Source organism: Nonomuraea sp. NPDC002799 (assembly GCF_053592075.1).
Genome location: NZ_JBSFVA010000050.1, coordinates 21,609 through 47,777, shown reverse-complemented (window position 1 = coordinate 47,777; position 26,169 = coordinate 21,609). Strand labels below are relative to the sequence as shown.

26 protein-coding genes and 1 tRNA gene are annotated in these 26,169 nt (G+C 70.7%); 15 read left to right on the top strand and 12 right to left on the bottom strand.

Features of this window, described 5'->3' with window-relative positions; translation table 11 throughout:
- Positions 1 to 119 precede the first annotated feature (119 nt).
- The 5 genes from ACWD0F_RS46705 (at position 120) to ACWD0F_RS46685 (ending at position 5,615) form a co-directional block, all read left to right on the top strand.
- Positions 120 to 1,112, top strand: coding sequence for a hypothetical protein (locus ACWD0F_RS46705; protein WP_449888800.1), 993 nt, complete (start codon positions 120 to 122; stop codon positions 1,110 to 1,112).
- The gene (locus tag ACWD0F_RS46700) at positions 1,082 to 2,662 is read left to right on the top strand and encodes a clostripain-related cysteine peptidase (protein WP_449888798.1); all 1,581 of its coding nucleotides are present in this window, start codon (positions 1,082 to 1,084) and stop codon (positions 2,660 to 2,662) included. Before ACWD0F_RS46705 ends, ACWD0F_RS46700 begins: the two co-directional genes overlap by 31 nt.
- Positions 2,663 to 2,745: 83 nt before the next feature.
- A complete protein-coding gene (locus tag ACWD0F_RS46695; protein WP_449888796.1) occupies positions 2,746 to 3,846 on the top strand; it encodes a winged helix DNA-binding domain-containing protein in 1,101 nt (366 codons plus the stop codon).
- Positions 3,847 to 3,903: 57 nt separating this feature from the next.
- Positions 3,904 to 4,674, top strand: coding sequence for an IclR family transcriptional regulator (locus ACWD0F_RS46690; protein ID WP_449888794.1), 771 nt, complete (start codon positions 3,904 to 3,906; stop codon positions 4,672 to 4,674).
- Positions 4,671 to 5,615: a sugar kinase gene (locus ACWD0F_RS46685; protein WP_449888793.1), complete on the top strand. Its 945-nt coding sequence runs from the start codon at positions 4,671 to 4,673 to the stop codon at positions 5,613 to 5,615. Before ACWD0F_RS46690 ends, ACWD0F_RS46685 begins: the two co-directional genes overlap by 4 nt.
- Here the strand turns inward: ACWD0F_RS46685 and ACWD0F_RS46680 are convergent, their stop codons facing one another.
- Entirely contained in the window at positions 5,616 to 6,269 is a 654-nt protein-coding gene (locus ACWD0F_RS46680; protein WP_449888791.1) for a hemerythrin domain-containing protein, read from the bottom strand.
- A gap of 68 nt (positions 6,270 to 6,337) precedes the next feature.
- On the opposite strand from ACWD0F_RS46680, the gene ACWD0F_RS46675 reads away from it, so the two are divergent.
- Complete coding sequence (locus ACWD0F_RS46675) at positions 6,338 to 6,715, top strand: BlaI/MecI/CopY family transcriptional regulator (protein ID WP_449888789.1); 378 nt, start codon at positions 6,338 to 6,340, stop codon at positions 6,713 to 6,715.
- A 74-nt stretch (positions 6,716 to 6,789) separates the two neighbouring features.
- Positions 6,790 to 8,442, top strand: a complete 1,653-nt coding sequence (locus tag ACWD0F_RS46670; RefSeq protein WP_449888787.1) for a catalase — start codon at positions 6,790 to 6,792, stop codon at positions 8,440 to 8,442.
- 68 nt (positions 8,443 to 8,510) lie between these two features.
- On the opposite strand, the gene ACWD0F_RS46665 is transcribed toward ACWD0F_RS46670, so the two are convergent.
- Genes ACWD0F_RS46665 through ACWD0F_RS46645 form a run of 5 tightly spaced genes read right to left on the bottom strand, consistent with a single transcriptional unit; the run spans position 8,511 to position 14,877 of the window.
- Complete coding sequence (locus tag ACWD0F_RS46665; RefSeq protein ID WP_449888785.1) at positions 8,511 to 9,416, bottom strand: dihydrodipicolinate synthase family protein; 906 nt, start codon at positions 9,414 to 9,416, stop codon at positions 8,511 to 8,513.
- Complete coding sequence (locus tag ACWD0F_RS46660) at positions 9,413 to 10,402, bottom strand: ABC transporter ATP-binding protein (RefSeq protein WP_449888783.1); 990 nt, start codon at positions 10,400 to 10,402, stop codon at positions 9,413 to 9,415. Before ACWD0F_RS46660 ends, ACWD0F_RS46665 begins: the two co-directional genes overlap by 4 nt.
- A complete protein-coding gene (locus ACWD0F_RS46655) occupies positions 10,395 to 12,320 on the bottom strand; it encodes a dipeptide/oligopeptide/nickel ABC transporter permease/ATP-binding protein (RefSeq protein WP_449888781.1) in 1,926 nt (641 codons plus the stop codon). Before ACWD0F_RS46655 ends, ACWD0F_RS46660 begins: the two co-directional genes overlap by 8 nt.
- On the bottom strand, positions 12,317 to 13,276 hold the full coding sequence (locus ACWD0F_RS46650; protein WP_449888779.1) for an ABC transporter permease: 960 nt from the start codon (positions 13,274 to 13,276) through the stop codon (positions 12,317 to 12,319). Before ACWD0F_RS46650 ends, ACWD0F_RS46655 begins: the two co-directional genes overlap by 4 nt.
- Positions 13,273 to 14,877 carry an ABC transporter substrate-binding protein gene (locus tag ACWD0F_RS46645; RefSeq protein ID WP_449888777.1) on the bottom strand — a complete coding sequence of 535 codons (1,605 nt, stop codon included), beginning with the start codon at positions 14,875 to 14,877 and terminating at the stop codon, positions 13,273 to 13,275. Before ACWD0F_RS46645 ends, ACWD0F_RS46650 begins: the two co-directional genes overlap by 4 nt.
- Before the next feature lie 182 nt (positions 14,878 to 15,059).
- On the opposite strand from ACWD0F_RS46645, the gene ACWD0F_RS46640 reads away from it, so the two are divergent.
- The gene (locus ACWD0F_RS46640; RefSeq protein ID WP_449888775.1) at positions 15,060 to 15,770 is read left to right on the top strand and encodes a FadR/GntR family transcriptional regulator; all 711 of its coding nucleotides are present in this window, start codon (positions 15,060 to 15,062) and stop codon (positions 15,768 to 15,770) included.
- Positions 15,771 to 15,942: 172 nt separating this feature from the next.
- Complete coding sequence (locus ACWD0F_RS46635) at positions 15,943 to 16,791, top strand: DUF4429 domain-containing protein (RefSeq protein ID WP_449888773.1); 849 nt, start codon at positions 15,943 to 15,945, stop codon at positions 16,789 to 16,791.
- Positions 16,792 to 17,301: 510 nt separating this feature from the next.
- Here ACWD0F_RS46635 and ACWD0F_RS46630 read toward each other — a convergent pair.
- The 3 genes from ACWD0F_RS46630 to ACWD0F_RS46620 form a co-directional block, all read right to left on the bottom strand.
- A tRNA-Lys gene (locus ACWD0F_RS46630) sits at positions 17,302 to 17,375 on the bottom strand.
- Between the two features lie 41 nt (positions 17,376 to 17,416).
- Entirely contained in the window at positions 17,417 to 18,337 is a 921-nt protein-coding gene (locus tag ACWD0F_RS46625) for a nucleoside hydrolase (RefSeq protein WP_449888771.1), read from the bottom strand.
- Between the two features lie 240 nt (positions 18,338 to 18,577).
- Positions 18,578 to 18,970 (bottom strand): OsmC family protein, encoded by a 393-nt coding sequence (locus ACWD0F_RS46620; protein ID WP_449888769.1) that lies wholly within the window; start codon positions 18,968 to 18,970, stop codon positions 18,578 to 18,580.
- A gap of 51 nt (positions 18,971 to 19,021) precedes the next feature.
- Between ACWD0F_RS46620 and ACWD0F_RS46615 the strand changes: the two genes are divergently transcribed.
- Together ACWD0F_RS46615 and ACWD0F_RS46610 are read left to right on the top strand one after the other, a co-directional pair.
- The gene (locus tag ACWD0F_RS46615; protein WP_449888768.1) at positions 19,022 to 19,723 is read left to right on the top strand and encodes a hypothetical protein; all 702 of its coding nucleotides are present in this window, start codon (positions 19,022 to 19,024) and stop codon (positions 19,721 to 19,723) included.
- Between the two features lie 50 nt (positions 19,724 to 19,773).
- Positions 19,774 to 20,550, top strand: a complete 777-nt coding sequence (locus tag ACWD0F_RS46610; protein WP_449888766.1) for an FAD:protein FMN transferase — start codon at positions 19,774 to 19,776, stop codon at positions 20,548 to 20,550.
- Between the two features lie 148 nt (positions 20,551 to 20,698).
- Here ACWD0F_RS46610 and ACWD0F_RS46605 read toward each other — a convergent pair whose 3' ends face one another.
- The gene (locus tag ACWD0F_RS46605; RefSeq protein WP_449888764.1) at positions 20,699 to 20,974 is read right to left on the bottom strand and encodes a hypothetical protein; all 276 of its coding nucleotides are present in this window, start codon (positions 20,972 to 20,974) and stop codon (positions 20,699 to 20,701) included.
- A gap of 133 nt (positions 20,975 to 21,107) precedes the next feature.
- Here ACWD0F_RS46605 and ACWD0F_RS46600 point away from each other — a divergent pair, with 133 nt between their 5' ends.
- Together ACWD0F_RS46600 and ACWD0F_RS46595 are read left to right on the top strand one after the other, a co-directional pair.
- Positions 21,108 to 21,488 (top strand): phage holin family protein, encoded by a 381-nt coding sequence (locus ACWD0F_RS46600; protein ID WP_449888762.1) that lies wholly within the window; start codon positions 21,108 to 21,110, stop codon positions 21,486 to 21,488.
- 6 nt (positions 21,489 to 21,494) lie between these two features.
- On the top strand, positions 21,495 to 22,853 hold the full coding sequence (locus tag ACWD0F_RS46595) for an aromatic amino acid ammonia-lyase (protein WP_449888760.1): 1,359 nt from the start codon (positions 21,495 to 21,497) through the stop codon (positions 22,851 to 22,853).
- Positions 22,854 to 22,858: 5 nt separating this feature from the next.
- On the opposite strand, the gene ACWD0F_RS46590 is transcribed toward ACWD0F_RS46595, so the two are convergent.
- The gene (locus ACWD0F_RS46590) at positions 22,859 to 23,848 is read right to left on the bottom strand and encodes a LacI family DNA-binding transcriptional regulator (RefSeq protein WP_449888758.1); all 990 of its coding nucleotides are present in this window, start codon (positions 23,846 to 23,848) and stop codon (positions 22,859 to 22,861) included.
- A 283-nt stretch (positions 23,849 to 24,131) separates the two neighbouring features.
- Here ACWD0F_RS46590 and ACWD0F_RS46585 point away from each other — a divergent pair, with 283 nt between their 5' ends.
- Positions 24,132 to 24,992 (top strand): amidohydrolase, encoded by an 861-nt coding sequence (locus ACWD0F_RS46585; protein ID WP_449888756.1) that lies wholly within the window; start codon positions 24,132 to 24,134, stop codon positions 24,990 to 24,992.
- Positions 24,989 to 25,522 carry a cysteine dioxygenase gene (locus tag ACWD0F_RS46580; RefSeq protein WP_449888754.1) on the top strand — a complete coding sequence of 178 codons (534 nt, stop codon included), beginning with the start codon at positions 24,989 to 24,991 and terminating at the stop codon, positions 25,520 to 25,522. Before ACWD0F_RS46585 ends, ACWD0F_RS46580 begins: the two co-directional genes overlap by 4 nt.
- Here ACWD0F_RS46580 and ACWD0F_RS46575 read toward each other — a convergent pair.
- On the bottom strand, positions 25,491 to 26,159 hold the full coding sequence (locus tag ACWD0F_RS46575; protein WP_449888752.1) for a hypothetical protein: 669 nt from the start codon (positions 26,157 to 26,159) through the stop codon (positions 25,491 to 25,493). The two genes, ACWD0F_RS46580 and ACWD0F_RS46575, sit on opposite strands and share 32 nt — an antisense overlap.
- Between the last annotated feature and the right edge of the window lie 10 nt (positions 26,160 to 26,169).

The following is a 26,169-nucleotide window of genomic DNA, read 5'->3' as shown; positions in this document are numbered from 1 at the left end:
CCCTTTCGGTCATTAGGGAAAGAGCCCGGGGTTATCCCTAGGGCTTTCCCTGATGCTCCCGGCAAAGCGCGTTCATAGCGTCCAGCGTGGATGAATGCCCCAAACGCCGGGAGAAACTCATGCCGTCCTACATCGCAGAGGAGCAGCGGGGAACGGAGGCACGGATTCTCAACGTGCTGTTCCCCACGATCCTCCAGAGTCTCCAGCTGACCCACCAGGCAGCCGACCAGTTCGGCGCACGTCCGCAGCAGGCGCAACACCTGCCGATCGGGCCGCGGATGGAGCACCGGCCCACGGAACACCAGCAGCAGCGGCAGCAGCCCGTCCAGGAGACCTACGTCCAGCTCGCGGCCGACCGGTCGTTCATGGACGTCGCCTCCGTGCTCCTGCCGGTCGTGCAGGCCGTCATCCCGCCCATGGTGGAGCAGTTGCTCTCCTTCGGCCCGCCCAAGGCGGACACCGACCAGAACGAGGAGGAGCGCTTCCAGCAGTTCGTGCCGCAGCTCATCGGCACCATCACGCCGATCATCATGCAGGTGTTGCCGGGGCTGCTCCAGAGCATGCGCGGCGCCCGCGCCGAGCACCCCGTACGCGTCACCGACCGTGAGCTCAACCAGCGCTACTTCGGCCCGATTCTGCAGGCCACGCTGCCCGCGATCGTCGCTCAGCTCCCCGAGCTGCTCGCCATCGTGCACGGCGACCAGCGCGCGCCCGTCCGCTACGAGCGCATGCCCGGACGCGCCCAGGTCCAGCTCGTCCGGATCAGCAGGAACGACCTCGCCAGCGCGCACCGGCTGCGCGACGGCGACGTCCTGCACCTCACCGAGACCCCCGCGCCGCCCGGCACCACGGAGGTGCGGATCAGCACGGCCCCCCACGGCCTGTGGTGGAAGGGCGTCCAGGTCACCGACGAGAGCGAGCGGCAGGTCTGCTTCGTCGAGACCGACGGCGACGTCCACGCCCGCTTCGACTCCAGGTCCGTGCGGGACGGCGGCCACATCGTGTTGTGGAAGGCCAAGATGTTCGGCGCCCACATCCCGATGTACGTGATCCCGGTAGGGGACCTGTCTCCGGACGGCAAGTGCTTCACCTTCCACTGGGCCGCCGACTGATGGCCAGGCCCACGCTGCGACTCGGCAGCAGAGGCGAAGAGGTCAGGAGGCTCCAGGAGCTGCTGCGCGCCCGTGGCCACCGCGTGCAGGCCGACGGATACTTCGGCGGCTCCACCTACGGCGCGCTGCTGAGCCTCCAGCAGCGCGAGGGCCTGCCTGCCGACGGCGTGGCGGGCGCCACGACGTGGCAGGCGCTCGGTGAGAGCGAGCAGCCCGCGCGACGGGACCTCCACGGCTTGGAGGACCCGGCCGAGTGGAACGTCATGGTGTACATGGCGGGCAACCACAACCTGTCCCACGCCGCCGGGCGTGACCTGGAGGAGTTGCGGGCCGTCCCGTCGCACCACGGGGTGCGGGTGACCGCCTTCGTCAAGCGGCAGGACGCGGGCGGACGCGCCCAGCGCATGGAGATCAGCCCCGGCGGCGGGCCCGACGTGATCGAGGACCTGGCGCCGTCCACGGACTCCGGCCATCCGCAGACGGTCGTGGACTTCGTCCGCTGGGCCGTCCGGCGCGCCCCCGCCAGGAGGTACGCGCTGGTCATCTGGAACCACGGCGGCGGCTGGACCCCCGACGACCTCGACCAGCTCTACACCCAGGTCAGAGGCCGGCCCGTCCGGCCTGACGTCGAGAGCGGCTACGTGCGCCGGGCGCCGCGGACGGCCCTGGCCGAGGGCGAGCCCGCCTTCTCCGAGCTCGCCAGGCTCGCGCAGAGCGCGGAGATCACCCAGGCCGTGTTCACGACGTCGCTGAGCGAGGTACTCAAGCTGCCCAGCGGCCAGGAGCGGGCCATCGCGAGCGACGACGGCACCCTGCACTCGCTGGACACCATCGAGCTGTGCTCCGTCATGCGGCGGATCCACGAGGACCTCGGCCGGCCGCTCGACCTGCTGGGCATGGACGCCTGCCTCATGAGCAACCTCGAAGTCTGCTACGAGCTCCGCGAGCACGTCGGCACCGTGGTGGGCTCGGAGGAGCTCGAACCGAACGAGGGCTGGCCGTACACCGAGATCCTCACCGCCATGGCGGCCGATCCGCACATGGACGCCAGGGAGCTGGGGCGGGTCATCGTGGAGGAGTACCTCAAGTCCTACCGTGGCTCGCACCAGACCGTCACCCAGTGCGCGGCCGACGCGACGCGCATCGAGGAGTTCATGCGCGAGTTCGAGAGCCTGGCCGCCGGCCTGCGGCGTCAGGTGCAGGTCAACAGGTCCGTCGTGGACAGCGTCCAGTCGGTCGCCACCCGCTTCCATCTCGACCGGTCGCTGGTCGACCTGCGTACGCTCTGCCTGGCGCTGGTCGTCGACTCGCGGACCGACCCGACGCTGGCCTCGGTGGCCGACAAGCTGCTGGCCATCCACGGTCCGGGCGGCTTCGTGATCCAGGAGGGCCACCAGGGCGACAAGGTGGAGGGCTGCGGCGGGCTCAGCGCCTACTTCCCGATGGAGCGCACGATCTCGCGCTACTACGCGGACCTCCAGCTCGCCAGGAACACCGAGTGGGACGCGTTCCTCAGAGAGTACGGAAAGGCGCGTGCCATCAGGCGCTGAGAGACCACATGCCGGCGATCCGCCGGCGCCCTTGGGGCTATTGCGGCCCGGGACCGGCCGCAATAGCCCCTACCTTGTACGTCATGGATCCCCTCATCAGCCAACGGGCGCTCAATCGGGCCACGCTCGACAGGCAGTTCCTGCTACGCCGCGCCGGCCTCCCGGTGCTCGACGTCGTCGAGCGCGTCGGCGGTCTCCAGGCGCAGACCCCGCACACCTGGTACACCGGCCTGTGGAGCCGCATCGAGGGCTTCAAGCCCGCCGACGCCGCCGACCTGCTGACCTCGCGCGCGCTGGTCCGCATCGCGTTGCAGCGCTCCACCATCCACCTGGTCACCGCCGCCGACTGCCTGGCCATGCGGCCGCTGCTGCAGATCGTCACCGAGCGCGGCACCAAGGGGGCCTTCGGCAAGCGGCTGCAAGGGGTGGACCTGGCCGAGCTGGCGGCGGCCGGGCGGTCGCTGCTGGAGGAGCGGCCGATGACCTTCGCCGACCTGGGGCGGGCGCTGGCCGAGCGCTGGCCCGCGCACGATCCGCACGCGCTCGGGCAGGGCGTGCGGTGGCTGGTGCCGCTGGTCCAGGTGCCGCCGCGCGGGTTGTGGGGCAAGAGCGGGCCGGTCGCGCACACGAGCGCTGCGTCCTGGCTGGGCCTCGACGTGCCGCCGATGACGGCCGCCGAGCTGGTGCGGCGCTATCTGCGGGCGTTCGGTCCCGCGTCGGTGATGGACGCGCAGACCTGGTCGGGGCTGACGCGGCTGGGCGAGGTGGTGGAGTCGATGGACCTGGTGCGGTTCAGGGACGCGTCGGGCCGCACGTTGTACGACCTGCCGGACGCCGTACGGCCGGCCGAGGACACCCCCGCCCCGGTACGCCTGATGTACGACTTCGACAACCTGTTCCTGTCGCACGCCGACCGGTCGAGGGTGGTCAACGAGACCGGCCTGGCCGGGGCCGCGGGCTTCGCGGGCACGAACGTGGCCCCGCGCGCCATCCTGGTCGACGGCTTCACGGCCGGGGACTGGACGGTCATCCGCGCCAAGGGCGTCTCCACCCTCAACATCCACCAGTGGACGCCGATCTCCGTGCTGGAGGAGGTCGAGGAGGAGGGGCGGCGGCTGCTGGAGTTCCTGGCCCCCGGCGACAAGCATGAGGTCGCGGTCTTCGACCGGCCGTCCAAAACCTGACCCGCGCGGCGGTTGTGCAGTGCAAAACTCGATATTGCAAATGGCAATATGCGAGGTATGTTGGCATTCGTGGCATCCGACCGTAACCAGTCCGCTTCGCTCAGACGTGCCCTGAGCGTGCTGGACCACGTACGCGAGCACTCGGGCCTGTCGCTCACCCAGCTCGCCGAGGCGGTCGGCCTGCCCAAGAGCACGGTGTTGCGGCTGACCGCGCCCCTCATCGAGACCAAGCTGCTCGACCGCGACCGCGGGACGGGCGGCTACCGGCTGGGCCACGGCACGCTCCGGCTCGGCCAGGCCTACCTGGCCACGCTCGACCTGCGCGCGGTCGCCGCCGAGGAGTGCCACCGGCTGATGAGCGAGGTGCGCGAGACCGTGCACCTCGCCGTCTACGACCCGCCGCACGTCGTCTACATCGACAAGGTGGAGAACGAGACGAACGTCCGCATGGCCTCGCGCATCGGCAGCCGCGGCCCCGTTCACTCGACCGCGGTCGGCAAGGCCATCCTGGCCTGGCAGCCCGGCGAGGCCGTCGCCGAGCTGACGCTCGAACCGCGGACCAGGCACACGATCACGGACCCCGAGCGGCTGCGTGCCGAGTTGGCGGACGTCAGGCGCCGCGGCTACGCGGTGGACGACCGTGAGAACGAACCCGAAGTGCGCTGCGTGGCCGCGCCGATCTTCAACCACGACGACGACGTCACCGCCGCCGTCTCCGTCTCCGGCCTCACCTCGCGGGTCACCGCGGCGCGGGTACGGGAGCTGGGGCCGCTGGTGGCGGGGGCGGCGTCGCGAATCTCCAGAAAGCTGGGTAGCCCGAGCCGATGACCGATCTGGTGACCTTCGGTGAGACCATGGCGCTGTTCGCCGCCCGCCGCACCGGGCCGCTGCGTTTCGCCCGCGACTTCGACCTGGGTCTCGGCGGCGCCGAGTCCAACGTCGCGATCGGCGTGGCCCGGCTCGGCCACCGGGCGGCGTGGGCAGGCCGGGTGGGGGCCGACGAGTTCGGCGACCTGATCCGCGCGACGCTGGCGGGCGAGGGCGTGGACGTGCGCGCCATCTCCGACCCTGACGCGCCCACCGGGCTGATGATCAAGGGCAGGCGCACGGCCGACCTGATCGACGTGCGCTACTACCGCAAGGACAGCGCGGGCTCGCGGCTGTGCGTGGCCGACCTCGATCCCGAGCTGATCAGGTCCGCCCGCGTGCTGCACGTCTCCGCGATCACCCCGGCCCTGTCGGAGTCGGCGCGCGCGGCCGTGCGCCACGCGATCATCGTGGCCCGGGCCGCCGGGGTGCTCGTCTCGCTGGACGTCAACTACCGCCGGGCGTTGTGGACGCCCGCCGAGGCGGGGGCCTGGTTGCGGGAGAACCTCGGCGACGTGGACGTGGTCTTCGCGACCGAGGCCGAGGGCCGGCTGGCCGCCGACGCCGAAGGGGCCGAGGAGCTGGCGAAGGCGCTGGCGGCGTTCGGCCCGCGGCACGTGCTGGTCAAGTTCGGGGCCAAGGGCGCCATGGAGCTGACCGGCGGCGTCGTGTGGCGCGCGGAGCCGTACGCGGTGACCGAGGTGGACTCCGTCGGGGCCGGCGACGCCTTCGCGGCCGGCTGGCTGGCCGACTGGCTGGCCGGAGCCGAGCCGGCGGAGCGGCTCAGCACGGCGTGCGCGGCGGGGGCGTTCGCGGTGACCTCCCAGGGCGACTGGGAGAGCCTGCCCCGGCGGGCCGACCTCGGCCTGTTGCGGCAGCCCGCCGACGGCGTCAGCAGATGATCAGGCGGCACGGATCCTGGTGACCTCCCTGCGGTACTGCCGCTTGCCCACCAGCGACCACAACACGCGGGCGGGGAACGGCAGCAGGCCCAGGAACGCCTGCCGCTCCCATGGCGTGGCGTCCTCCAGCAGTGCGCCGAGCTGGATGAGCATCCGGTCCTTGGCCAGGTGGGAGCGGCCGTACTCGCTGAGCGCGTCCCATTCGGGCTTCGTGATGTGCTCCCTGACCAGCGGCAGGATGCGCTCCTCCTCCTGATCCAGGTGGACCACGAGGTCGTCGTGCAGGCGCCGGATCGTGTCGGCGACCCGGTCCCTGACGTCCGCGCCGGCGCCCGCCCGCCAGACGGGCAGCAGCGGCCGCAGCTCCTCGATGCGGGCGGCGACGCTCTCGTGCTGGCGCTCCATGGCGGCGATCAGCTCGGCCTCCAGCGAGACCCGCTCCAGCAGCAGCGGCCAGAGCAGCTTGTCCTCGGCCTCGTGGTGATGGTGCAGCCCGTCGAGGAGCTCGGTGAGGTAGGCGGCCAGCGTGGCGGTCCGCCCGGTGTCACCGGCGGCGACCTGGCGGATGAGCTCCGGCGCGAGCTTCAACTCGCGGCGGAACAGGCGGTGGACGACCACCATCTCCCAGATGGCGGGCTCGTTGTCAGTAGTCACGCGGACCAGCGTGCGGCCTTTGGCTGGTCAACCAGTTGTGCCTCACTGCAACCCGTAGCATGTGGGTCATGAAGCGCCCCGCACTCGGCGAGCTCGAGTCCACGATCATGGACAGGATGTGGTCCTACCGCAGGCCCGCCGTCGTCCGTGACGTCCTCGAAGACCTCCGCCAGGAGCGCGAGATCGCCTACACCACGGTCATGACCGTGATGGACAAGCTGCACACCAAGGGCCTGCTCAAGCGCGAGCCGGCCGGCCGGGCCTACGTCTACGAGCCGATCGCCACCAAGGAGGCCTACACGGCGGAGCTGATGCGCCACGCGCTCGCCGCCAGCGGCAACCAGGCCGCCACCCTGGTCCACTTCCTGGAGCGGCTGACCCCGGAGGAGGCCACCGCGCTGGAGACGGCGCTCCAGGTCGTGCCGCCGAAGGATCGGCGCGCATAGCCGGATCTTTGCCCGAGTCCGTGCCGGCCTTGAGGCCGTCGGGGAAGACCTCGTTCGGGGGAAGGAACGGTGCGATGACAGATGCCACCGGCAAGGGATCCCGGCCGAACGACGAGCGCGAAGTGCTCACCAACCGGCAGGGACATCCGGTCTACGACAACCAGAACCAGCGGACCATCGGCCCGCGCGGCCCCGCGACGCTGGAGAACTACCAGTTCCTGGAGAAGATCAGCCACTTCGACCGGGAGCGCATACCCGAGCGCGTGGTCCACGCCAGGGGCACGACCAGCTACGGCTTCTTCGAGGCGTACGGCAAGCTCGGCGACGAGCCGGTCAGCCGCTACACCAGGGCCAAGCTCTTCCAGGAGGCGGGCAAGCGCACCGACGTGGCCCTGCGCTTCTCCACGGTCATCGGCGGGCGCGACTCGGCGGAGACCGCCCGCGACCCGCGCGGCTTCGCGATCAAGTTCTACACCGAGGACGGCAACTGGGACCTCGTGGGCAACAACCTGGCCGTCTTCTTCATCAGGGACGCCATCAAGTTCCCCGACGTCATCCACTCGCTCAAGCCGGACCCGGTCACCTTCCGGCAGGACCCCAACCGGATCTTCGACTTCATGTCGCAGACGCCGGAGAGCATGCACATGCTCGTCAACCTGTTCAGCCCGCGCGGCATCCCCGCCGACTACCGGCACATGCAGGGCTTCGGCGTGAACACCTACAAGTGGGTCAACCAGCAGGGCGAGACGTCCCTGGTGAAATACCACTGGATGCCCAAGCAGGGCGTGCGGAGCATGACCGAGGCGGACGCCGCGGCCATCCAGGCCGGCGATCTGGGCCACGCCACCAAGGACCTCTTCGAGGCCATCGAGCGCGGCGACCACCCCGAGTGGGAGCTGCTCGTCCAGCTCATGAGCGACGACGAGCATCCGGAGCTGGACTTCGACCCGCTGGACGACACCAAGGTGTGGCCCGAGAACGAGTTCCCCGCCCGGCCCGTCGGGCGCCTGGTGCTCGACCGCAACGTGCAGAACCAGTTCGCCGAGAACGAGCAGTCCGCGTTCGGCACCGGCGTGCTCGTGGACGGCCTCGACTTCTCCGACGACAAGATGCTGATCGGCCGGACGTTCTCCTACAGCGACACGCAGCGCTACCGCGTCGGGCCCAACTATCTCCAGCTTCCGGTCAACCAGGCCAGGAACGCCGCCATCCGCACCAACCAGCGTGACGGCCAGATGACCTACTTCGTCGACACCGCCGGGGAGAGCCCGCACATCAACTACGAGCCGTCGCTGCGCGACGGGCTGCGCGAGGCCGAACTGCCGTATCCGGACGAGATCGGCCCCGTCGTCACCGGCCGGCTCACCCGCCGGCGCCTGCCGCGCACCAACGACTACGCCCAGGCCGGTCAGCGTTACCTGCTGATGGAGCAGTGGGAGCGCGACGACCTCGTGCACAACTTCGTCGGCGCGCTGAGGCAGTGCGACCGGCGGGTCGCGGAGCGCATGGTCTGGCACTTCCTGCTCGTCGAGGACAACCTGGGGCTGCGCGTGGGCGAGGGCCTGGGCATCACGCCCGACGAGGTGTCCCACCTGGAGCCGCTGAAGGGCCAGCACCTGACCGATGAGGACCGGGAGCGGCTGACCAAGCTGGGCAGGAACGGCCCCCGCGACGTCGAGGGGCTGAAGATGACCCACTGCGTGCCCAACGAGCGCGCCGGCGGCTGACCTTCAGCGCACGCCCGGCGGCCGGCCCGTGCCCGGCATCGGGGACGAACTGGCCGTCGGGCGGGCGCTCAGAGCAGGCCCGCCGTCGCCAGCAGCTTGCCGATCCGGCCGACCTCCTCGTCGTTCAGCGGGGTCTGCGGCAGCGCGGTCGCCGGGCAGTCGATGACGCCCCGCAGGTGCAGGGCGGCCTTGAACGCCCCGAGGCCCGAGGAGCTGCCGCCCATCCGCGCGCCTCCGACCTTGACGATCTCGAACAGCCTGGCCAGGCGCTCCTGCTCCGCCCGCGCCGCCTCCCAGTCGCCGCGCGAGGCGCAGCGGTACAGCTCGGCGTACCCCTGCGGGTCCACGTTGCCCAGCCCCGGCACCACGCCGTCGGCGCCCATCCACAACGCCGAGTCCACGGTCACCTCGGATCCGGTGAGCACGCTGAACGGCGCCTCTCGCCGCAGGATGACCGCGCGCAGGCCGCCGTCGTCGCCGCTGGAGTCCTTCACCCCGGCCAGGACGCCTTCGGCGGCCAGCCCGAGCAGCAACTCGGCGCTCAGCTTGGTGTGCACGGAGACCGGCAGGTCATAGGCGTAGAGCGGCAGGCCGCCCCGGGCGGCGACGGCCCGGAAGTGGGTGCGGATCTCGTCCGGATGCGTGCGCGTGTAGAACGGCGCCGTCGCCACCAGCCCGGAAACCCCGGCCTCGACCGCGACCCGCACGTGTTCGAGCACCCGGGGGGTCGTCATGTCGATCACCCCGGCCAGCACCGGCACCTGCCCGCCCACGTGCCCGGTCACGGTGTCCAGCACCACCCGCCGCTGCGCGTCCGTCAGGTAGGCCACCTCCGACGACGACCCGAGCACGAACAGCGCGTCCACCCCGCCCGCCAGCAGGTGGTCCACCAGCCGGACCAGCGACGCGGCGTCCACCTCGCCGTCCCTGGTCAAGGGGGTGCACACCGGGGGGATGACACCTGTCAGGCTCATGGGCGCTCCTGGATCAGCTCAAGGTCGGTCGTTCCCGCCGCCACCGGATGATGGCAGTGGAAGAGGTGGTCGTCGTCGGCCCGCGCGGCGGGCCAGGTCTCAGCACACAGGTCATCTGCCCGCCAGCACCGCGTGCGGAACGGGCATCCGCTCGGCGGCCTGGTGGCCGAGGGCACGGCGCCCACGAGCGGGATCGGGTTGATCGGCGAGATCAGCCCGGGGGTGGCGGAGAACAGCGCCCGCGTGTACGGATGCCGCGCGCTCAGCGGCACGGCCTGCGCCGGTGTCTGCTCGACGATCCGGCCCAGGTACATGGTGACCACGCGGTCGCTCATCCGGCGTACCGTCTGGATGTCGTGCGAGACGAACACCAGCGCGAGCCCCAGCCGCTCCTTCAGATCGAGCAGCAGGTTGAGGATCTGGGCGCGCACGGACACGTCCAGCGCGCTGGTGGGCTCGTCGGCGACGACCAGCCCGGGTTCGAGCGCGAGCGCCCTGGCCACCGCCACCCGCTGCCGCTGCCCGCCGGAGAGCTGGCCCGGCAGCGCGTCGGCGACGGCGGCCGGCAGGCCCACCAGGTCGAGCAGCTCCATGACGCGGGCGTCGCGCTCGGCGGGGGTGCCCCGGCGGTGCACGTTGAGCGGGTCGCGCAGCACCTGCCGGATGGGCAGGCGGCGGTTGAGCGCTGTGGACGGGTCCTGGAAGACCATCCCGACGCTCGACCCGACGAGCGCGCGCCGCTCGGGCTCCTTCAGCGCCCACAGGTCACGGCCACGGAAGGTCACGGCGCCGGCCGTCGGCCGCTGCAGGCCGACGAGCACCTTGGCCAGCGTGGTCTTGCCGCATCCCGACTCGCCGACGATCCCGACGGTCTCGCCGGGGCCGACGGCGAGGTCGGCGCCGGTCAGCGCGTACACGCGGTCGCGCGAGAACAGGCCGCCGGAGCGGGCCTTGTGCGTGACGTGCACGTCTTTCAGCTCAAGCACGCTGCTCACTTCCCAGGAGAGCCGGATGGTGGCAGGCCGCCGCGTGGACGGCGTCCCCTTCCAGCACCGGAGTCTCGGTACGGCACACCTCCGTGGCCATCGGGCACCGGTCGGCGAAGCGGCAGCCGGCCGGGAAGTCCGCCGGGGACGGCACCACGCCGGGGATCTGCGTGAGCCGCTCGGCCCCCGTCTCCAGCGACAACACCGAGCCCAGCAGGCCACGGGCGTAGTGGTGGGCGGGCGCGCCGACGACGGCTGAGGTGACGCCGGTCTCGACGATCTGGCCGCCGTACATGACGACCACGCGGTCGGTGACGTCGGCGACCAGCGCGAGGTCGTGCGAGACCAGGATCAGCGCGAACCCCAGCTCGGCGCGCAGCCGCAGCAGCAGCTCGATGACCTGCGCCTGGACGGTCACGTCGAGCGCGGTGGTGGGCTCGTCGGCGACGATCAGCTTGGGGTCGCGGGAGAGCGCCATCGCGATCAGCACCCGCTGCCGCTGCCCGCCGGACAGCTCGTGCGGATAGGACGGCAGCGTGCGGCGGGCGTCGAGGCCGACGAGTTCGAGCAGCTCGGTGGGGGTACGCCGGCCGCCGCGCCGGGTGAGCTGCTTGAGCTGGGCCTTGATGGTCATGGCCGGGTTCAGCGAGGAGAGGGCGTCCTGGTAGATCATCGCCATCTCGTGGCCGAGCAGCCGGCGGCGGGCGCGGCGCGACTCCGCGAGCAGCTCCCGCTGGTCGAAGCGCACGTGACCGCTGACGCGGGCGCCGGCGGGCTGCAGGCCCATGATGGTCAGCGCGGTCAGCGACTTGCCGCAGCCGGACTCGCCCACCAGGCCGAGCACCTCGCCAGGGCGCACCTCGAAGCCGATGCCGTCGACGATGTCCACGCCCTCGGCGAACCCGATCCGCAGCCGCTCCACCACCAGCACCGGCGGCCCCTGCGGCAGCGGGCGGGCGCGCTCGGCCAGCCTGCGGGCGGCCTCGGCCAGGCCGGGGAGCTGGACGACCACGCCGGAGCCCGGCCGGGCCTGCTCGAAGGCGTCGTCCTTCTTCGGCGCCGGCTTGCGGGCGGCCGGGGCGGCCCAGGCGTCGGAGATGCCTTCGGACAGGATGTTCAGGGCGAGGACGGTGATCAGGATCAGCAGGCCGGGGAAGACCGTGGCCCACCAGCCGCCGAGCAGCACCAGGTTCTTGCCGTCGGCGATGACGCTGCCCCAGGAGGGGTTCGGGGGGCGTACGCCGGCGCCGATGAAGGACAACGACGCCTCGAACACGATCGCGTCGGCCACCATCACCGTGCAGAACACCAGCACCGGCGCCGCGCAGTTGATCGCGACGTGCCTGATGAGGATGTACGGCGTGCGGGCGCCGATCACGCGCTCGGCGGCGACGTAGTCCTCGCCGTACTGGGCGATGACGTTGGCCCGCACGACCCGGGCCACGGACGGCATGTAGAGGAAGGCCATGGCCATGACCAGCACCGGGATGCTGCCGCCGAACACGGCCACGAGCACGGCGGCCAGCGCGATGCCGGGGAAGGCCATGATCACGTCGAGCACGCGCATGACGGTCTCGTCCACGGCCCTGCGGGAGGTGGCCGCGACCGCGCCGATGATCGCCCCGGTCACCAGGGCCAGCCCGGTCGCGCCGAGGCCGATGATCAGCGACCAGCGGGCGCCGTACAGGAGCCTGGACAGGATGTCGCGGTTGGCGCTGTCGAGGCCCATCCAGTGCGCGGCGGACGGGCCGCCGCCGGCGGCCTCCTGGAAGTACGGCGAGTGCGGCGCGAGCCACGGCGCGAGCAGCGCGGCCAGCACGACCACCACGATGACGCCGACCGAGAGCCACGACAGCGGCTTCAGCCGGCGCAGGACGACGCCCGGGCGGGTCAGGCGCTCCGTCAGTCCACGTCTCATGCGGCGCTCCTGAGGCGGGGGTTGACCAGCAGGTAGAGGACGTCCACGACGAGGTTGACGACCATGAAGCCGATCGCGATCGTCAGCACCACGCCCTGGACGACGGCCGGGTCGCCGTCGCGCACCGCGTTGATCATGAGCTGGCCCATGCCGGGCAGGCCGTAGATCGTCTCGATCACGACGGTGCCGCCGATCAGGTAGCCGATGCGCAGGCCGAGCACGGTCAGCGGGTTGATCAGCGCGTTGCGGAGCACGTTCCGGCCGACGACCACGATCGGCGGCAGGCCGCTGCCGATCGCGGTGCGGACGTAGTCCTTGTCCAGCTCCTCCACCATCGAGGTGCGGATGATGCGGGTGAGCTGGGCGGCGATCGGCAGGGACAACGACAGGGCGGGCAGGATCATCGACCGCAGCCAGCCGGTGACGGAGTCGGCCGGGTTGATATAGCCGCCCGTCGGGAACAACCCCTCGCCGACGGCCAGCCACTGGATCAGCAGCAGCGCCAGCCAGAACGCCGGCGCGGCCACCCCGATCAGCGACACCATGCGGATCACCTGGTCGGGCCAGCGGTCGCGGAAGAGCGCGCCCGTCACGCCGAACACCAGCGACAGAATCACGGCCACGGCCAGCCCGAGGAACGTGAGCTGCAACGTCAGCGGCAGCGCGGTGGTCACGGACTCGATCACCGGCTTCTTGGTGAGCACGCTGGTGCCCAGGTCGCCCTGGGCCAGGTCCGCGACGAAGCGCACGTAACGCAGCGGGAGCGGGTCCAGCAGGCCGTTCTCCTCCTGGAACCGGTGGATCTGCTCGGGGGTGGGGTTCGCGCCCTGGAAGTAGGCGTACTCCGGTTTGCTGCCGGAGAAGCGCATCACGATGAACACGAACGCCACCACGCCGAGCAGCAGCGGGATCAGGATGAGGAGCCGCCGCAGCAGCATCCTGGCGACGAGGGTCATGTCCTCTTGGCCTGCAGCAGGTTGATGCCCGGGTACGGCTGGGCGCGGACGCCGGAGACCTTCTTCGGGTCCCAGGCGGTCATCAGCTCGTTGTGGACGACGGGATAGAGAATGGCCTGCTCAGCCACCAAGTCCAGATATTTGTGGATTTGCTCTGTCTTCTTGGCCGCGTCCGTCTCCTGACCCGCCTCGTCCATCATCGCGAACAACTTCTTCGCGTCCGCGCTGCCGTCCCAGTGGCTGTACTTCATCCACAGGCCGCCGGGCACGTAGTTGTAGTGCAGGATCAGGTCGGCGTCCATGCCGAACTGGTTGGGGTTCGAGGCCGCCGCCACCGCCTGGTAGTCCTGGAACTGGTCCATCTTGGTGAACAGCGCCGCCGTGTCCTGCGGCTCCAGCGTGGTCTTGACGCCGACGGCCTCCCAGGAGGAGGCGATGGTCGGTAAGCAGTCGGCGATCCAGCTCACGTTGACCGCCATGAGGTTGATCGTCAGGTCAGTGACGCCCGCCTCCTTCAGCAGCGCCTTGGCCTTGCCGGGATCGTAGTCGTAGACGACCGAGGCCCGTTTGTGGTCGGGGTGGCCCTCGTTGAGGAAGGAGCTGGAGGCCGTGCCGTGGCCCTTGAGCGCCACGTCGATCATCTTCTGCTTGTCGATCGCGTAGTGCAGGGCCTGGCGCACCCGTACGTCGTCGAAGGGCTTGGCGGCCGTGTTGAACATCAGGAACAGGTGGTTCATGCCCTTGCCGCCCTCGACCGTCAGGCCCTGCTGCTTGAGCTGCTCGACGTTGGCGTACGGGATGTTGTCGGCGATCTGCGCCTCGGCCGAGCCGCCGGAGATCTTGGCCACCCGCGCCGCGGCGTCCACGATCGTCAGCCAGTTCATCTTCTTGACCGCGGCCGGGCGCGGGCCGTTGTAGCCGTCGAACGCCTCGAACGAGGTGTTGGACTTGGGGTTGTGCGCGGCCTGCTTGTAGGGGCCCGAGCCGACGGCCTTGCCGCTCTTGGCCTGGTCCCACGCGCCCGCCTGGCTGAACACGTGCTTGGGCATGATCTTGGCGATGGTCAGCCTGGGCGCGGCGTCCGGGAAGGGGAACTTGAAGACCAGCTCCACGCTCCGGTCGTCCTTCTTCTTCACCTCCTTGAGCCAGGACTTGAAGAAGTTGCCGGTCAGGACGTTGTCGGGGCCCAGGATCCGCTCGAAGGTGAACAGGACGTCATCGACGGTGACCGGGCGGCCGTCGTGCCACGTGGCGCCCTCCCGCAGGGTGAACGTCCACGAGGTCGCGTTCAGGTCGGACGGCAGCGCGGTGGCCAGCGCCGGGTACGGCTCACGCGTGATCGGATCGGTGTCGAGCAGCCCTTCGTAGACGTGGTTGATGCCGGCCATCGCGAAGGCCGACGCCGTCTGCGTGGGGTCCCAGCTCTGGTCGTTGCCATAGCCGATGACGGCCGTGATCAGGTCCTTGTCGGATCCGGCACCGACCGACCCGGTCGAGGCCGGGCCGCCGGAACAGGCGGAGAGGGTGGTCGCGATCAACGCCGCCGCACCCGTCGCTCCGCTGTAACGCAGGAAGTCGCGGCGGCTGAACTCAGAGCTCACGGGTGCCTCCTGGCGAAAGATAGATGCACAAGTCCGCACCTTCCGGGCCGCTTCTGCTCCCGAAAGATAGAACGTGGGACATCCCATGTCCTATGTTGTGCGTAGGGTGGACGCTAAGTGCTCTCCCCGCCTGAGGTCAACAGAAGATTTCCGGAATGTTACCAACGATGAAAGGATTTTCCATGACCACTGTCCCGCGTCCGGCGCGCCCGAGCCGCGCCGTCGAGGCCCAGGAGGGCGTCAAGGACCTGATCGTCCGACGCGGGCTGGTGGCCGGGGATCCCCTGCCCACCGAGTCCGAGCTCATGGAGGAGCTGCGCGTCAGCCGTAACTCCATCCGGGAAGCGCTGAAGGCCCTGCAGGCGGTCGGCATCGTGGACATCCGGCACGGGTTCGGCATGTTCGTGGGCCGGATGTCCCTGGCCGGGCTGGTGGACGAGCTGGCCTTCCACAGCCGCATCACGCTGCAGAACGGCGCGCACCACCTGGCGCACCTGGTCGAGATCCGCGAGATCCTGGAGAGCGGCCTGGTCGAGCGGCTGATCGAGCTGGGCGCCGAGACCGACCTGACGCCGATCACCGACGTGATGGCCAGGATGGAGGCCGAGGCGGAGGCCGGCCTGGTCTCCCCCGAGACCGACCGCCTCTTCCACGAACTTCTCTACCGGCCGCTCGGCAACCCGCTGGTCAGCCAGCTCCTCGGCGCGTTCTGGGACGTGTACTACCAGTTGCGCGACGCCCTCGGAGCGCCTGACGAACCGGCGGCCGACGTGGCCAGGCGGCATCGCGACATCTACACGGCGGTCATCGCGCGCGACCGGGCCGCCGCCGTGGCCGCCGTGCACGCCCACTTCGACGGCGTCCGCAACCGCGTGGCCAGGATCGGCGGCTGACTGTTCCGTCGTGGAGTCGCATCCCCCACCGCTCCGCAGGCCGTGCCCACGGCGTCCGGCTCGTGCGCATCCCTCACCGCCGCGCAGGCCGTGCCCACGGCGTCCGCCTCGTGCGCGTCCCCACCGCCGCGCAGGCTGTGGCCGTGCCCCGAGCGTGTCCTAGGCTGAGAAGATGGCCGAGATCGCCGTCCCGGACGGCTCGTGGAGGTTCAACGGCGAGATCCTGCGCATCGTGCCCGGCAGCGACAAGGACGTGCACGATCTGCGCAAGACCCTGGGCGAGGTGGTCGTGCCGCTGGAGGCGATCGCGGGCGTGTCGTTCGAGCCCGCGCGCAAGGGCGGTCACCTGCGCCTGCGCCCGCGCAAGGGAGCCGACCCCCTGTCCGACGCGGTCGCCGGCTCGCTCGGCCCGCCCGCCGACCCTTACCGGCTGGCGATCCCCAAGACCCGGGTGGGCGCGGCCGAATACTTCGCCGACGAGATCCGCGACACCCTGCTCGTCTACCAGACGCCCAGCGGCCCGTGCGAGGGCTACCTGATGCCCGGCCCCTCCGTGCCGATCTCGGGCACGGCCGGCGACGGCACGGCGGTCTTCGACGGAGAGCGCGTGCGCCTGGAGTGGAACGGCTTCGCCGGCAGCGAGAAGGAGAAGGCCGGGCCCCAGGAATATCCGCTGTCCGATCTGACCGGCGTGGAGTGGAAGCCGCAGTCGGGCATGAGCTACGGGACGCTGCGCTTCCGGATCAAGGGCGAGGGCCCGGCCCAGCCGCCGCAGAAGGATCCGCGCTGCGTGTCCTGGGGCATCCAGCGCTTCGGCGGCGCCACGGCCCTGGTCGCCGCGGCCGTGCTGGCCCGCCTGCCGCGCGACGTGCCCGAGCCGCCCGCTCTCCCGCCGGTCTCCGACGACGTGCACGACGCGGTGCTGCGCCGCCTGGCCGAGCTGGGCGAGCTGCACCGCTCCGGCGTGCTGACCGACGAGGAGTTCGCCACGGCCAAGCAGGCCATGATCCGCCGCCTTTAGGATTCCTGACCCACCACGGCGCTGACAACACGAAAGCCCACCGGTTCGGTGTACCGGTCGTCGGTCTTTGCGATATCGCTCAGCCAGCCATGCGGCGGTCTCGGGGGAGGAGCTGAATCCGAGGAGGTAGTAGGTCTGTCGGGCGAGGAGGAGGCCAGCCTCTGACTGGCGATCGGCGCGTTCCGCAGCCGCCTGGAGGTGTTGCGAGAGGTGGCGCCGTTCCTCGGTACTGAGTGTCGGCCCTGCCGGGGAGCCTCTTGGTGGGCCAACACAGGGCCCGTTGTAGGGCCGCGTATGAGCTCCGCCCCCTCGCGGCCGTTGTGCTGCTGGTGGGAGCCGGTATGGGTGGACCGGTGTTTCCTCAGCCTCGCCCTGCAGGCGAGAGGGGATGAGTTTTCGCCGTTGCGGCGGCGATGGAGCCAATATCGGGGATCAACCGGGGCGAAACGGCGGCCGGAACACGAACAGCGCATCCCTTGTGATCAAGGAATGCGCTGTTCGGGATTGCTGTGCGCCGCCAGGGACTCGAACCCCGGACCCGCTGATTAAGAGTCAGCTGCTCTAACCAACTGAGCTAGCGGCGCAACACGTGTAACTGTATCAGCCGACACGCGGTGCCCGCACATCACCCGAGCCGGCCGGCCAACCGCTCGTAGGCCCCCACCACGAGGTCCCAGAAGCCCTTGACGTCCAGCGAAGTGGCCACCCAGGCGTTCGCCCGCCGCTCCCCCACGGTGAAGTCCGTCACCGTCATCCCCCGCGTGAACGCCCCGGCCGTCTCCACGTTCACCACGGCGGGAACGCAGGTGAACAACGACGGATCCAGCACGTACGCCACCGCGCACGCGTCATGGATCGCGGGCCCGCCGGCGGCCGTCACCACCCCGTACGACTGCGCGGCCGGCACCAGCAACCCCGCCAGCCGGCCCAGTGGCCGCATGCGGTCGAGCACGGCCGAGGTCACCAGGGCCGACAGGGTCACGTCGAGCCCCAGCATCGTGACCGTCCATCCGGCGTCGAAGACGATGGCCGCCGCCTCGGGGTCGGCCAGCATGTTGAACTCGGCCGCCGGGTTGTGGTTGCCCCGCGTGTACGAGCCGCCCATGATGACCAGGTCGCGGGCCCACTCCACGATCCGGGGCTCCCTGCGTACGGCGAGGGCGACGTTCGTCAGGGGCCCGATGGCCACCAGCGTGATCTCGCCGGGCGCGGCCCGCAGCGTCTCGATGATGAAGTCGACCGCGTGCCCGTCCGACGGCCCCCGCTCCGGCGCGGGCAGCACCACGTCGCCGAGCCCGGAGGCGCCGTGCACGTGGGCGGCGCGTACCGTCTGCCGCAGCAGGGCTCCGGCGCTGCCCGGCGTCACCGGAACGTCCCCCAAGGCGAGGAACTCCCTGAGCGCCAGCGCATTGGCCGTGGTCAGCGGCAGATCGACGTTTCCGCCCACCGTGGTGATCCCCACCACGTCGATTGCGGATCCCGCCGCGAGAGCCAGCGCCAGCGCGTCATCGATGCCGGGATCACAGTCAATCAGAACCTTTTTCACAAAAAGGGAGGATACGCATGGATCGGGCCGGGCAGTTCCCCCAAAGCTGCCCGGCCCGATCGGCGGCGGTCCAGGCCGACGCTTTCCCCCAAAAGTGTCGGCGGTCCCGCACTAGCGAACCGCGGTCCCCCTCCGCGTCCGCATCGGTGAAGGTCTTCTGGTCTCTTGACCTGCTACAACGCTACCGAGACGAATGCAACGGTCGCGTCATAACGGGGTCGAATATCTGTTTAATCCCATCTACGGAAGCTCCAACCGCACCTCCGTACCCTCCTCCAGAGACCTGCTCACCGTGCAGTACTTCTCGTGCACCCGCCCCGCCACCGCCCGGAACACCTCGTCCGCCGCATCGGACGGCAGCTCCACGTCATAGGTGATCGTCACGGGCCCGAGCCGGTTCGGCTCGACCTTCTCGCTGCCCACCGTCATCGCCAGCCGGACGAGGCGGTGCCCGCGCTGGGCGGTCAGCGGCTCAACGGTCACGATGTTGCAACCGCCCACCGCCGCGAGCAGCAACTCGACCGGGCTGAACGCGCCGTCCTCGTCCCCGCTCCCGATCCGCACCTCGGCCCCGCGGCCGTTCGTGGCCCGGAAACCACCGTCTTCAGTCCGTTCGACACGCACGTTAGCCATGTTTCAGACCCTACTCAGAAACCTCTCATGTTCATTCAGGATCGTGGAGTCATGGCTAGCGAGGCGAATGCCAATCAGGGGCCACTGCTCTTCTGGTGCGGTGTGGCGGTGGCCGAGTTCGGCGCGATTCAACCAGGGTTCGGCTATCCGTGGCGGCCCACCGCCTATGCCGCCGCGGCGCTGCTCGTGGCGCTCGGCGTGGTGAGCGTCAAGGCGGCCGACTATCTGCGCACCGAGGAGGCCAGGCAGCGGCTGCGCCTCGGCAGCTACCTCGCGGGCGCGCTGCTGGTGGCCCATCAGTTCAGTTCCACGGCCTACGTCACGGGGCTGAGCCGGGTGGGCTCGCTGCTCCTGTACGCGATGGCGGCGGTGATGGCGGTCTGGAGCCACCAGGTGCCGCCGGCCACCCGGCCGACCGTGCTCATCGCCACCGGCATGGACCTCGGCGCCCTGCGGGTGCACCTGGCCGGCGCGGCCGACACCGTGACCGTCTACCGGACCAGCCGCGTCACCGACGAGCTGCGCGACCTGGAGGCCCGATACGGCCTCATCCTCATCGTGGGCGAGGAGCACGACCCACGGGTCAAGGAGCGCATCAGCGCCTCGGGGTTGAGCCGTGAGATTCCCGACATCGCCGAGCGCGATGTGGTCGTGGCCGGCCCGCGGCCGTTCAAGCGGTACGTCGGCGGCGCCCTGTCACGCCTTGCCATCCCAAGATCACAGATTCATTTCAGATCAGGGCAGAAGGTTTAGGCCCGCATTACGCCCCGTCTGCAACGGTGGGTCGCGGACAAGGAGGCAAGGTGACGACTTTCCCCGGAACCGCCCGTGCCGAGATGGTCATGGGCATGCCGGTCAGCGTGGACATCCGCACGGCGCTCCCCGCTCGCGAGCTGACACCCCTGCTGGATGACGCGTTCGCCTGGTTGAGGTGGGTTGATGACACCTTCAGCCCGGTCAAGGAGGACAGCCAGATCGGGCGGCTCAACCGCGGCCGGACCATCAGGCAGATCCCCGAGCTCATCGAGGTCCTCCACCGCTGCGCAGAGCTCAGCGAGGCCACCGGCGGCTGGTTCGAGCCCCGCATCAACGGCGTGACCGATCCCTCCGGCTACATCAAGGGCTGGGCGCTGGAGCGGCTCTCCCGGGCGCTGTCCAACGCGGGCGCGGGCGACCACCGCCTCACCGCCGGCCACGACATCAAGGTGCGCGGCTCCGCCGCCCCCGGCAGACGCTGGCGCATCGGCATCCGCGACCCGCGCACGGACGTCATCCGCAAGGTCGTCTTCGCCAACGAGCTGGGCGTCGCCACCTCGGGCGGCGCGCCCATCGTCAACCCGCACACGGGCGAGATCCAGCAGGAGCTCGGCTCGGTCACCGTGATCGGGCCCGACCTCGGCCTGGCCGACGGCTACGCGACCGCCATCTACGCCATGGGACCGCTGCCGGCCCGGCGGTTCGCCGCCGATCTCGGCGCGTCCGGCCCGTACCAGACGATGATCATCGGGCGCGACGGCCAGGAGGTGAGCACGCCCGGCCTCGCCGCCTACAGCGGCGCGGAGGCCAAGCTGGCCGGTTAGGTAAGGGCCGAGCGACCCGGGCAGGCGGCCAAGCCGGCCGATTCGGCCGGGGTCAGGCCGCGATCGGGCAGGCGGCCAGGCCGGCCGGTCAGGCCAGAGTCAGGCCGCCTGGCCTGGGCAGGCGCCGGGAGTCCGGCGCCTGCCCAGGTCAGGCGTCGGGATGCTGGCGCAGATACTCGACGTAGACGGGGCGCAACGCCTCGCCCAGCTCGCCCTCACCCGCGGCGAGGGCATCGCTGAGCAGCGCGGAAACCCTGGTGAGGTCGGCACCGGTCTCGTTCGCGTGACCGCTGGCGGCCTCGGCGGCCGGGATCACCTTCAACAGGTCCCAGAGAAACCCCAGGTCCCCATGACGTACGGCGTAACGCACCGCCCGATCGTGCAACTCGGCGGCGGGCAACGATTCGAGCTCGTTCGTGTTCATCTCGGTCCCTCCCTGGACCCCTACTCCCCTCGTTGAGCCGCCGATAACCGATGACTACGCACAGTGACCGACGGACATCGGCCTGGCTGCGCCTCTATCGCAGTGCCGTCGTGAAGTGGGAGGATCCACCAGCGTGAGATTCATCATCAGAACCATTGCGGCGGCAGTGGCCCTCTGGGTCGCCATTCAGCTCGTCGACGGCATCGGCGTCAGTGCCCCCACCAACTCGGCCAGATACTGGGGCGTCCTGCTGGTCGTCGCCCTGATCTTCGGCGTCATCAACGCGATCGTCAAGCCCATCGTGAAGGCCCTGGGCTGCGCGATCATCGTGCTCACCCTGGGCCTGTTCCTGCTCGTGATCAACGCGGCCATGCTGCTGCTGACGAGCTGGATCGCCGGTCAGTTCGACATACCGTTCCACGTCGACAACTTCTATCCGGCCGCGTTCTGGGGCGCGATCATCATCAGCGTGGTGAGCTGGCTGCTGGGCCTGTTCATTCCCGACAACGACTGATCGTCCATGCTGCTCGACGGTGCCGGCCTGACCTGCGCGCAGGTCCACGCGGCCGCGTACGAAGGGGCCCGGGTCACGATCGACTCCGTTGATCGGGCCCGGGCCGCGTGGGCCACCGCCCAGGGCCTGACCGGCCCGGTGTACGGCCGGAGCACCGGTGTCGGCGCCAACCGGGACGTCCCGGTCGAGGGGGCCGGTCACGACCTGCTGCGCAGCCACGTCTGCGGGGCCGGCCCGCCGGTGGAGCCGGCCCGTGCCAGGGCGATGCTCGTCGTCCGGCTCAACCAGCTCCTGGCGGGCGGGTCCGGTGTCGACCCCGGCCTGCTCCCGGTGCTCGCCGACGCGATCAACAACGGCTTCACCCCACCGATCCGCACGTACGGCGCCATCGGCACCGGCGACCTCACGGCCCTGGCCACCACGGCTCTGTGCCTGCTCGGCGAGCTCCCCTGGGACCACGAGCCCCCACGCTCGGACACCGCTCCCGAGCCGCCCCGCTATGCCCTGGCGTCGGGTGAGGCGTTGCCGTTCATCAGCTCGGGCGCCGCCACCCTGGCCGACGCCGCCATCGCCTGCCACCGTCTGCGCCTGCTGCTGGACGCCGCGATCGACGTCGCCGCGCTGTCGTTCACCGCCGTGGACGCCTCGGCCGAGCCGCTGGCCGCCGCCGTCCACGAGGCCCGCCCGCATCCCGGCCAGGCCGTCGTCGCCACCCGCCTGCGCACCCTGCTCACCCAGGCGCCGGCCGGCCGCATCCAGGATCCGTACGGCTACCGCGCCTTCGCCCAGGTGCACGGCGCCGCCCTCGACGTCCTCGACCGGACCGTCACCACCATCGAGACCGACCTGAACGCCGCCACCGAGAACCCGCTCTTCGCCGGCTCCCTGGCCTGGCACAACGGCAACTTCCACACCGCCCCCGTGGCGCTGGCGCTGGACTCCCTGCGGGCCGCGCTGGTGCAGACCGCGCAGCTCAGCACGGCCAGGCTGGCCACCCTGATGGACCCGGCCTACACCGGCCGCCACCCGTTCCTCGCCGACCGGCCGGGCGCCTCGGGCGCGCTGATCCTGGAGTACGTCGCCCAGGACGCCCTCGCCGAGCTGCGCCACCTCGCGACGCCGGTGACCACGGGCACCGCGGTGCTCTCACGCGGCACCGAGGATCACGCGGGCTTCGCCACCCAGGCCGCCCGCCACACGCTGCGCTGCCTGGAGCCGCTGGAGATCGTGCTCGCCTGCGAGCGCACCGCCGCTCTCCGGGCCTTCCACACCCCCGAGCCGGACCGCCCGCTGACGACCGCCCTGGCCGACGCCCGCCACGCCCTCACCACGTCGACCCCCAAGCCACCGACCCACACCCCTTGAGGCCGTCATCGGACCCGGGCCACCGACCCCCGCTCCCGGAGGGTCGGGGCCTGGACGACGCGCCGTCTCCGGGCGCCGCCGTCGGCCGCCGCCGCGATGAGCCGCACCGCCGACCGGACGATGCCGTCGATGTCCCAATCGACCGTCGTCAGCCCCGGCGTGAGCAGCCCCGACATCGGATAGCCGTCGTAGCCCATCACCGACACGTCCCCCGGAATCGACAGCCCCAGCTCCTGCGCCGCCGCGTAGACCCCGTAGGCGATCGAGTCGGCGAAGCAGAACACGGCGCTCGGCTTGCGGTCGGTCAGGATGCCGCGGGCCGCGGAGGTGGCCCCGGCCAGGCCATGGGTCGCGGTGGCCACCTCGATGTCCAGGCCCAGCCGGTCGGCCTCGGCCGTGACGTGCACGTCGGCCGGCCGGTCGGGCGTGCTGGGCCGGGTGGAGGTGAGCACGGCCAGACGCCGGTGCCCCAGATCGCGCAGATGCTCCAGGGCCAGCGTCACCCCGAGCCGGTTGTCGAAGATGACCTCACCGGCCGTGCCCGCCAAGGAGTCGCCGATCGCGACCACCGGCAGGGACTCGCACAACTCGGGCCAGAACGGGGCCGCGGGATCGAGCGGCTGGACGATCATGCCGTCCACGCGCTGGTCGCGGAGCTGCTGCGCCAGGGCGCGCTCCCGGTCCGGATCGCCCACGGCATCGAGGATCAGGGCGTAGCGGTCTTTCTCCCGCAGACCCCTGCTGATCCCGACCGCCAGCGACTGCTGCCACAGGTCCTCCAGGGAGCCGCAGAGCAGGCCGATCATGCCGGTGCGCCCGCTGGCCAGCGCTCTGGCGATCGGATCGGCCTCATAGCCGAGCTCGGCCGCCGCGGCGCGCACGCGCTCCATGGTCTCCTCCGAGACCTGCATGCCGCGTAGCGCGTAGGAGACAGCCGCCGGTGACAGGCCCGTGGCCTGGGCCACCTCACGGATCGTGGCTCTCTTGCGAGGCATTCAGCCACCCTATTGGGTCGCACCGACAGAAGCGGTGCTCCCGCCATGAGCTCGTCGGGATTGCCTGCTCAAGGGGGGACCCGCTCATCAGCCTCCATTGTGCCGTGCCGCGTGCCGAGCGGTGGCACCGGTCGGCGGCGATCCGCCCGTGGCGGGCAAACCGTTGACAATGTGGTGGTGAAGCGGTTCACTGAAACGTATCACTGAAACGGTTCACACGGTTGACTTCCCTGCGTGGCCGGTTTACCTGTAATGTTAGTAGGAAATGAGGGGAGGTGTGATCGTGTCCGTCGACGTCCATCAGCATCTGTGGACCGGCTCGTTCATCGACGCGCTGCGCGCCCGCACCTCGCCGCCGTACCTCGACGGCTGGACGCTGATCCTCGACGGCGAGCCGCCCTACGAGGTCGATCCCGCCGACCACGCGGATCGCGACACCGCCGGACTGGAGCTGGCGCTCGTGTCGCTGTCGTCGCCGCTGGGCATCGAGTTCCTGCCGCCCGAGGAGTGCTGGCCGCTGCTCGACGCCTACCACGGCGGCTCCCTCGCGCTCGGCGCGCCCTTCGGCGTCTGGGCGGCCACCTGCCACAGCGAGCCCGACCCGGAACGGCTGGCCAAGGACCTGGACAGAGGGTGCGCGGGACTGCAGATCCCCGCGACCGCCGTGCCCGACGACCGGCTGCTGGAGGTGCTGACCGACCGGGACCTGCCGCTGTTCGTGCATCCGGGTCCGGCCGCCCCGGCCGCCGGCACGCCGCCGTGGTGGCCCGCGCTGGTGCCGTACGTGCAGCAGATGCACGCCGCCTGGCACTACTTCCACGCCGTCGTCCGCCCCCGGCACCCGAGGCTGCGCGTGTGCTTCGCGCTCCTGGCGGGCCTGGCGCCGCTGCACTCGGAACGCCTGATCGCCAGGGGCGGCCGCGGCCGCGGCCAGGTCGATCCCGGCTTCTTCGTGGAGACCTCCTCCTACGGCCCGCGCGCGATCGATGCGATCGTCCGCGAGCTGGGCATCGACGTCGTGGTCAACGGCTCCGACGCCCCCTACGCCACCGCACCCGATCCTGGACTGGGCGCGGCCGCCGGCCACGCCATCAGGACCGTCAACCCCCGTCGTCTACTCAGCCGGAAGGAGACTCGTACGTGAGCACGAACCAGATCCAGGACGGGGGCACCTGTGCCCGACTCCCGGAACGCACACTCGACAAGCGTGAGCTGCGCGACCTGGTGAACGACCTGGCCGCCAACCCGGAGGAGTGGCGCGAGCAGGTGGAGTTCCCGGCGGACGGCGGGCGGCACTACGCCTCGCTCTACCGCGACGCCTACGTGGACGTCTGGTTGTTGTGCTGGCGCCCCGAGGACGACACGGGCTGGCACGACCACGACATCTCCTCCGGCGCCGTCCACGTGGTGCAGGGCACCCTGGCGGAGTGCAACCCGCGCATCGGCGGCGAGCACCTGGAGACGCTGGTGACGGAGGGTCAGTCGTTCTCGTTCGGCCCCGACCACATCCACCGGCTCAACGGCGCGGTCGACAACAGCGTCTCGATCCACGCCTACTCGCCGCCGTTGTGGCGGCTCGGGCAGTATTCGATCGACGGCACCGGCGTCATGCGCCGCGTCTCGGTCAGCTACGCCGACGAGCTCAGGCCGCTGGACGACGCCGTGGTGGCCTGAGGACACAACAACTTCCGCAGGGCTCCACGTCGGGCAGGGTGATCCACAGACAGCAGGTCCTGCGGAAGAAGGCGTCGCCGGCGGGCTCGACCAGCCCGTCCACCGGCGGGCCGAGCTGCCGCAGCAACTCCATGTAGTCGCCGGGCACGATGGACGTCAGAGGATGGGCGAACGCCTCCGCCGTGGATCCCCACAGCGTGCGCTCGCCCACCTTGGCCAGAGCGCTGATCGCCTCGACCAGCGGTCGTTGCGACTCGGCCAGCGCGTCGCCGATCGCGCCGGCCCCGGAGCTCCAGCTCACCCGCGTGGCCGCGATCGTCACGCCGGCCCCGGACACCTTGAACCAGGTGTCCGCGAGCCGCATGATCGGCACCCGGCCGTCCAGCGCCCACCCGAGCGCCATCGGCATGGTGTGCCAGTAGCCGTAGGTCTTCCAGAACAGCGCCGCGCCGACGTGGTGTGGCGCGTTCCAGCGCCCGGCCGTCTCGGCGATCAGCTCGTCCAGCAGGGTGTACGGCTCCCGCAGCAGCTCGGCGACCGGAGTCCAGCTCTCGTCGGGCTCGATGACGAGGCCGGGCTCCACCCCGATCACCCCGCCGCGCCCGTCGGCAAGGCGCTGGAGCGTCTCGGTCAGCACGCTGAAACCC

Bases quoted from the DNA above. Each gene is read 5' to 3' on its own strand.
- ACWD0F_RS46705 (WP_449888800.1), top strand. From the start codon at position 120: ATGCCGTCCTACATCGCAGAGGAGCAGCGGGGAACGGAGGCACGGATT.
- ACWD0F_RS46695 (WP_449888796.1), top strand. From the start codon at position 2,746: ATGGATCCCCTCATCAGCCAACGGGCGCTCAATCGGGCCACGCTCGAC.
- ACWD0F_RS46690 (WP_449888794.1), top strand. From the start codon at position 3,904: ATGTTGGCATTCGTGGCATCCGACCGTAACCAGTCCGCTTCGCTCAGA.
- ACWD0F_RS46685 (WP_449888793.1), top strand. From the start codon at position 4,671: ATGACCGATCTGGTGACCTTCGGTGAGACCATGGCGCTGTTCGCCGCC.
- ACWD0F_RS46675 (WP_449888789.1), top strand. From the start codon at position 6,338: ATGAAGCGCCCCGCACTCGGCGAGCTCGAGTCCACGATCATGGACAGG.
- ACWD0F_RS46670 (WP_449888787.1), top strand. From the start codon at position 6,790: ATGACAGATGCCACCGGCAAGGGATCCCGGCCGAACGACGAGCGCGAA.
- ACWD0F_RS46665 (WP_449888785.1), bottom strand. From the start codon at position 9,416: ATGAGCCTGACAGGTGTCATCCCCCCGGTGTGCACCCCCTTGACCAGG.
- ACWD0F_RS46655 (WP_449888781.1), bottom strand. From the start codon at position 12,320: ATGAGACGTGGACTGACGGAGCGCCTGACCCGCCCGGGCGTCGTCCTG.
- ACWD0F_RS46650 (WP_449888779.1), bottom strand. From the start codon at position 13,276: ATGACCCTCGTCGCCAGGATGCTGCTGCGGCGGCTCCTCATCCTGATC.
- ACWD0F_RS46640 (WP_449888775.1), top strand. From the start codon at position 15,060: ATGACCACTGTCCCGCGTCCGGCGCGCCCGAGCCGCGCCGTCGAGGCC.
- ACWD0F_RS46635 (WP_449888773.1), top strand. From the start codon at position 15,943: ATGGCCGAGATCGCCGTCCCGGACGGCTCGTGGAGGTTCAACGGCGAG.
- ACWD0F_RS46620 (WP_449888769.1), bottom strand. From the start codon at position 18,970: ATGGCTAACGTGCGTGTCGAACGGACTGAAGACGGTGGTTTCCGGGCC.
- ACWD0F_RS46615 (WP_449888768.1), top strand. From the start codon at position 19,022: ATGGCTAGCGAGGCGAATGCCAATCAGGGGCCACTGCTCTTCTGGTGC.
- ACWD0F_RS46605 (WP_449888764.1), bottom strand. From the start codon at position 20,974: ATGAACACGAACGAGCTCGAATCGTTGCCCGCCGCCGAGTTGCACGAT.
- ACWD0F_RS46595 (WP_449888760.1), top strand. From the start codon at position 21,495: ATGCTGCTCGACGGTGCCGGCCTGACCTGCGCGCAGGTCCACGCGGCC.
- ACWD0F_RS46590 (WP_449888758.1), bottom strand. From the start codon at position 23,848: ATGCCTCGCAAGAGAGCCACGATCCGTGAGGTGGCCCAGGCCACGGGC.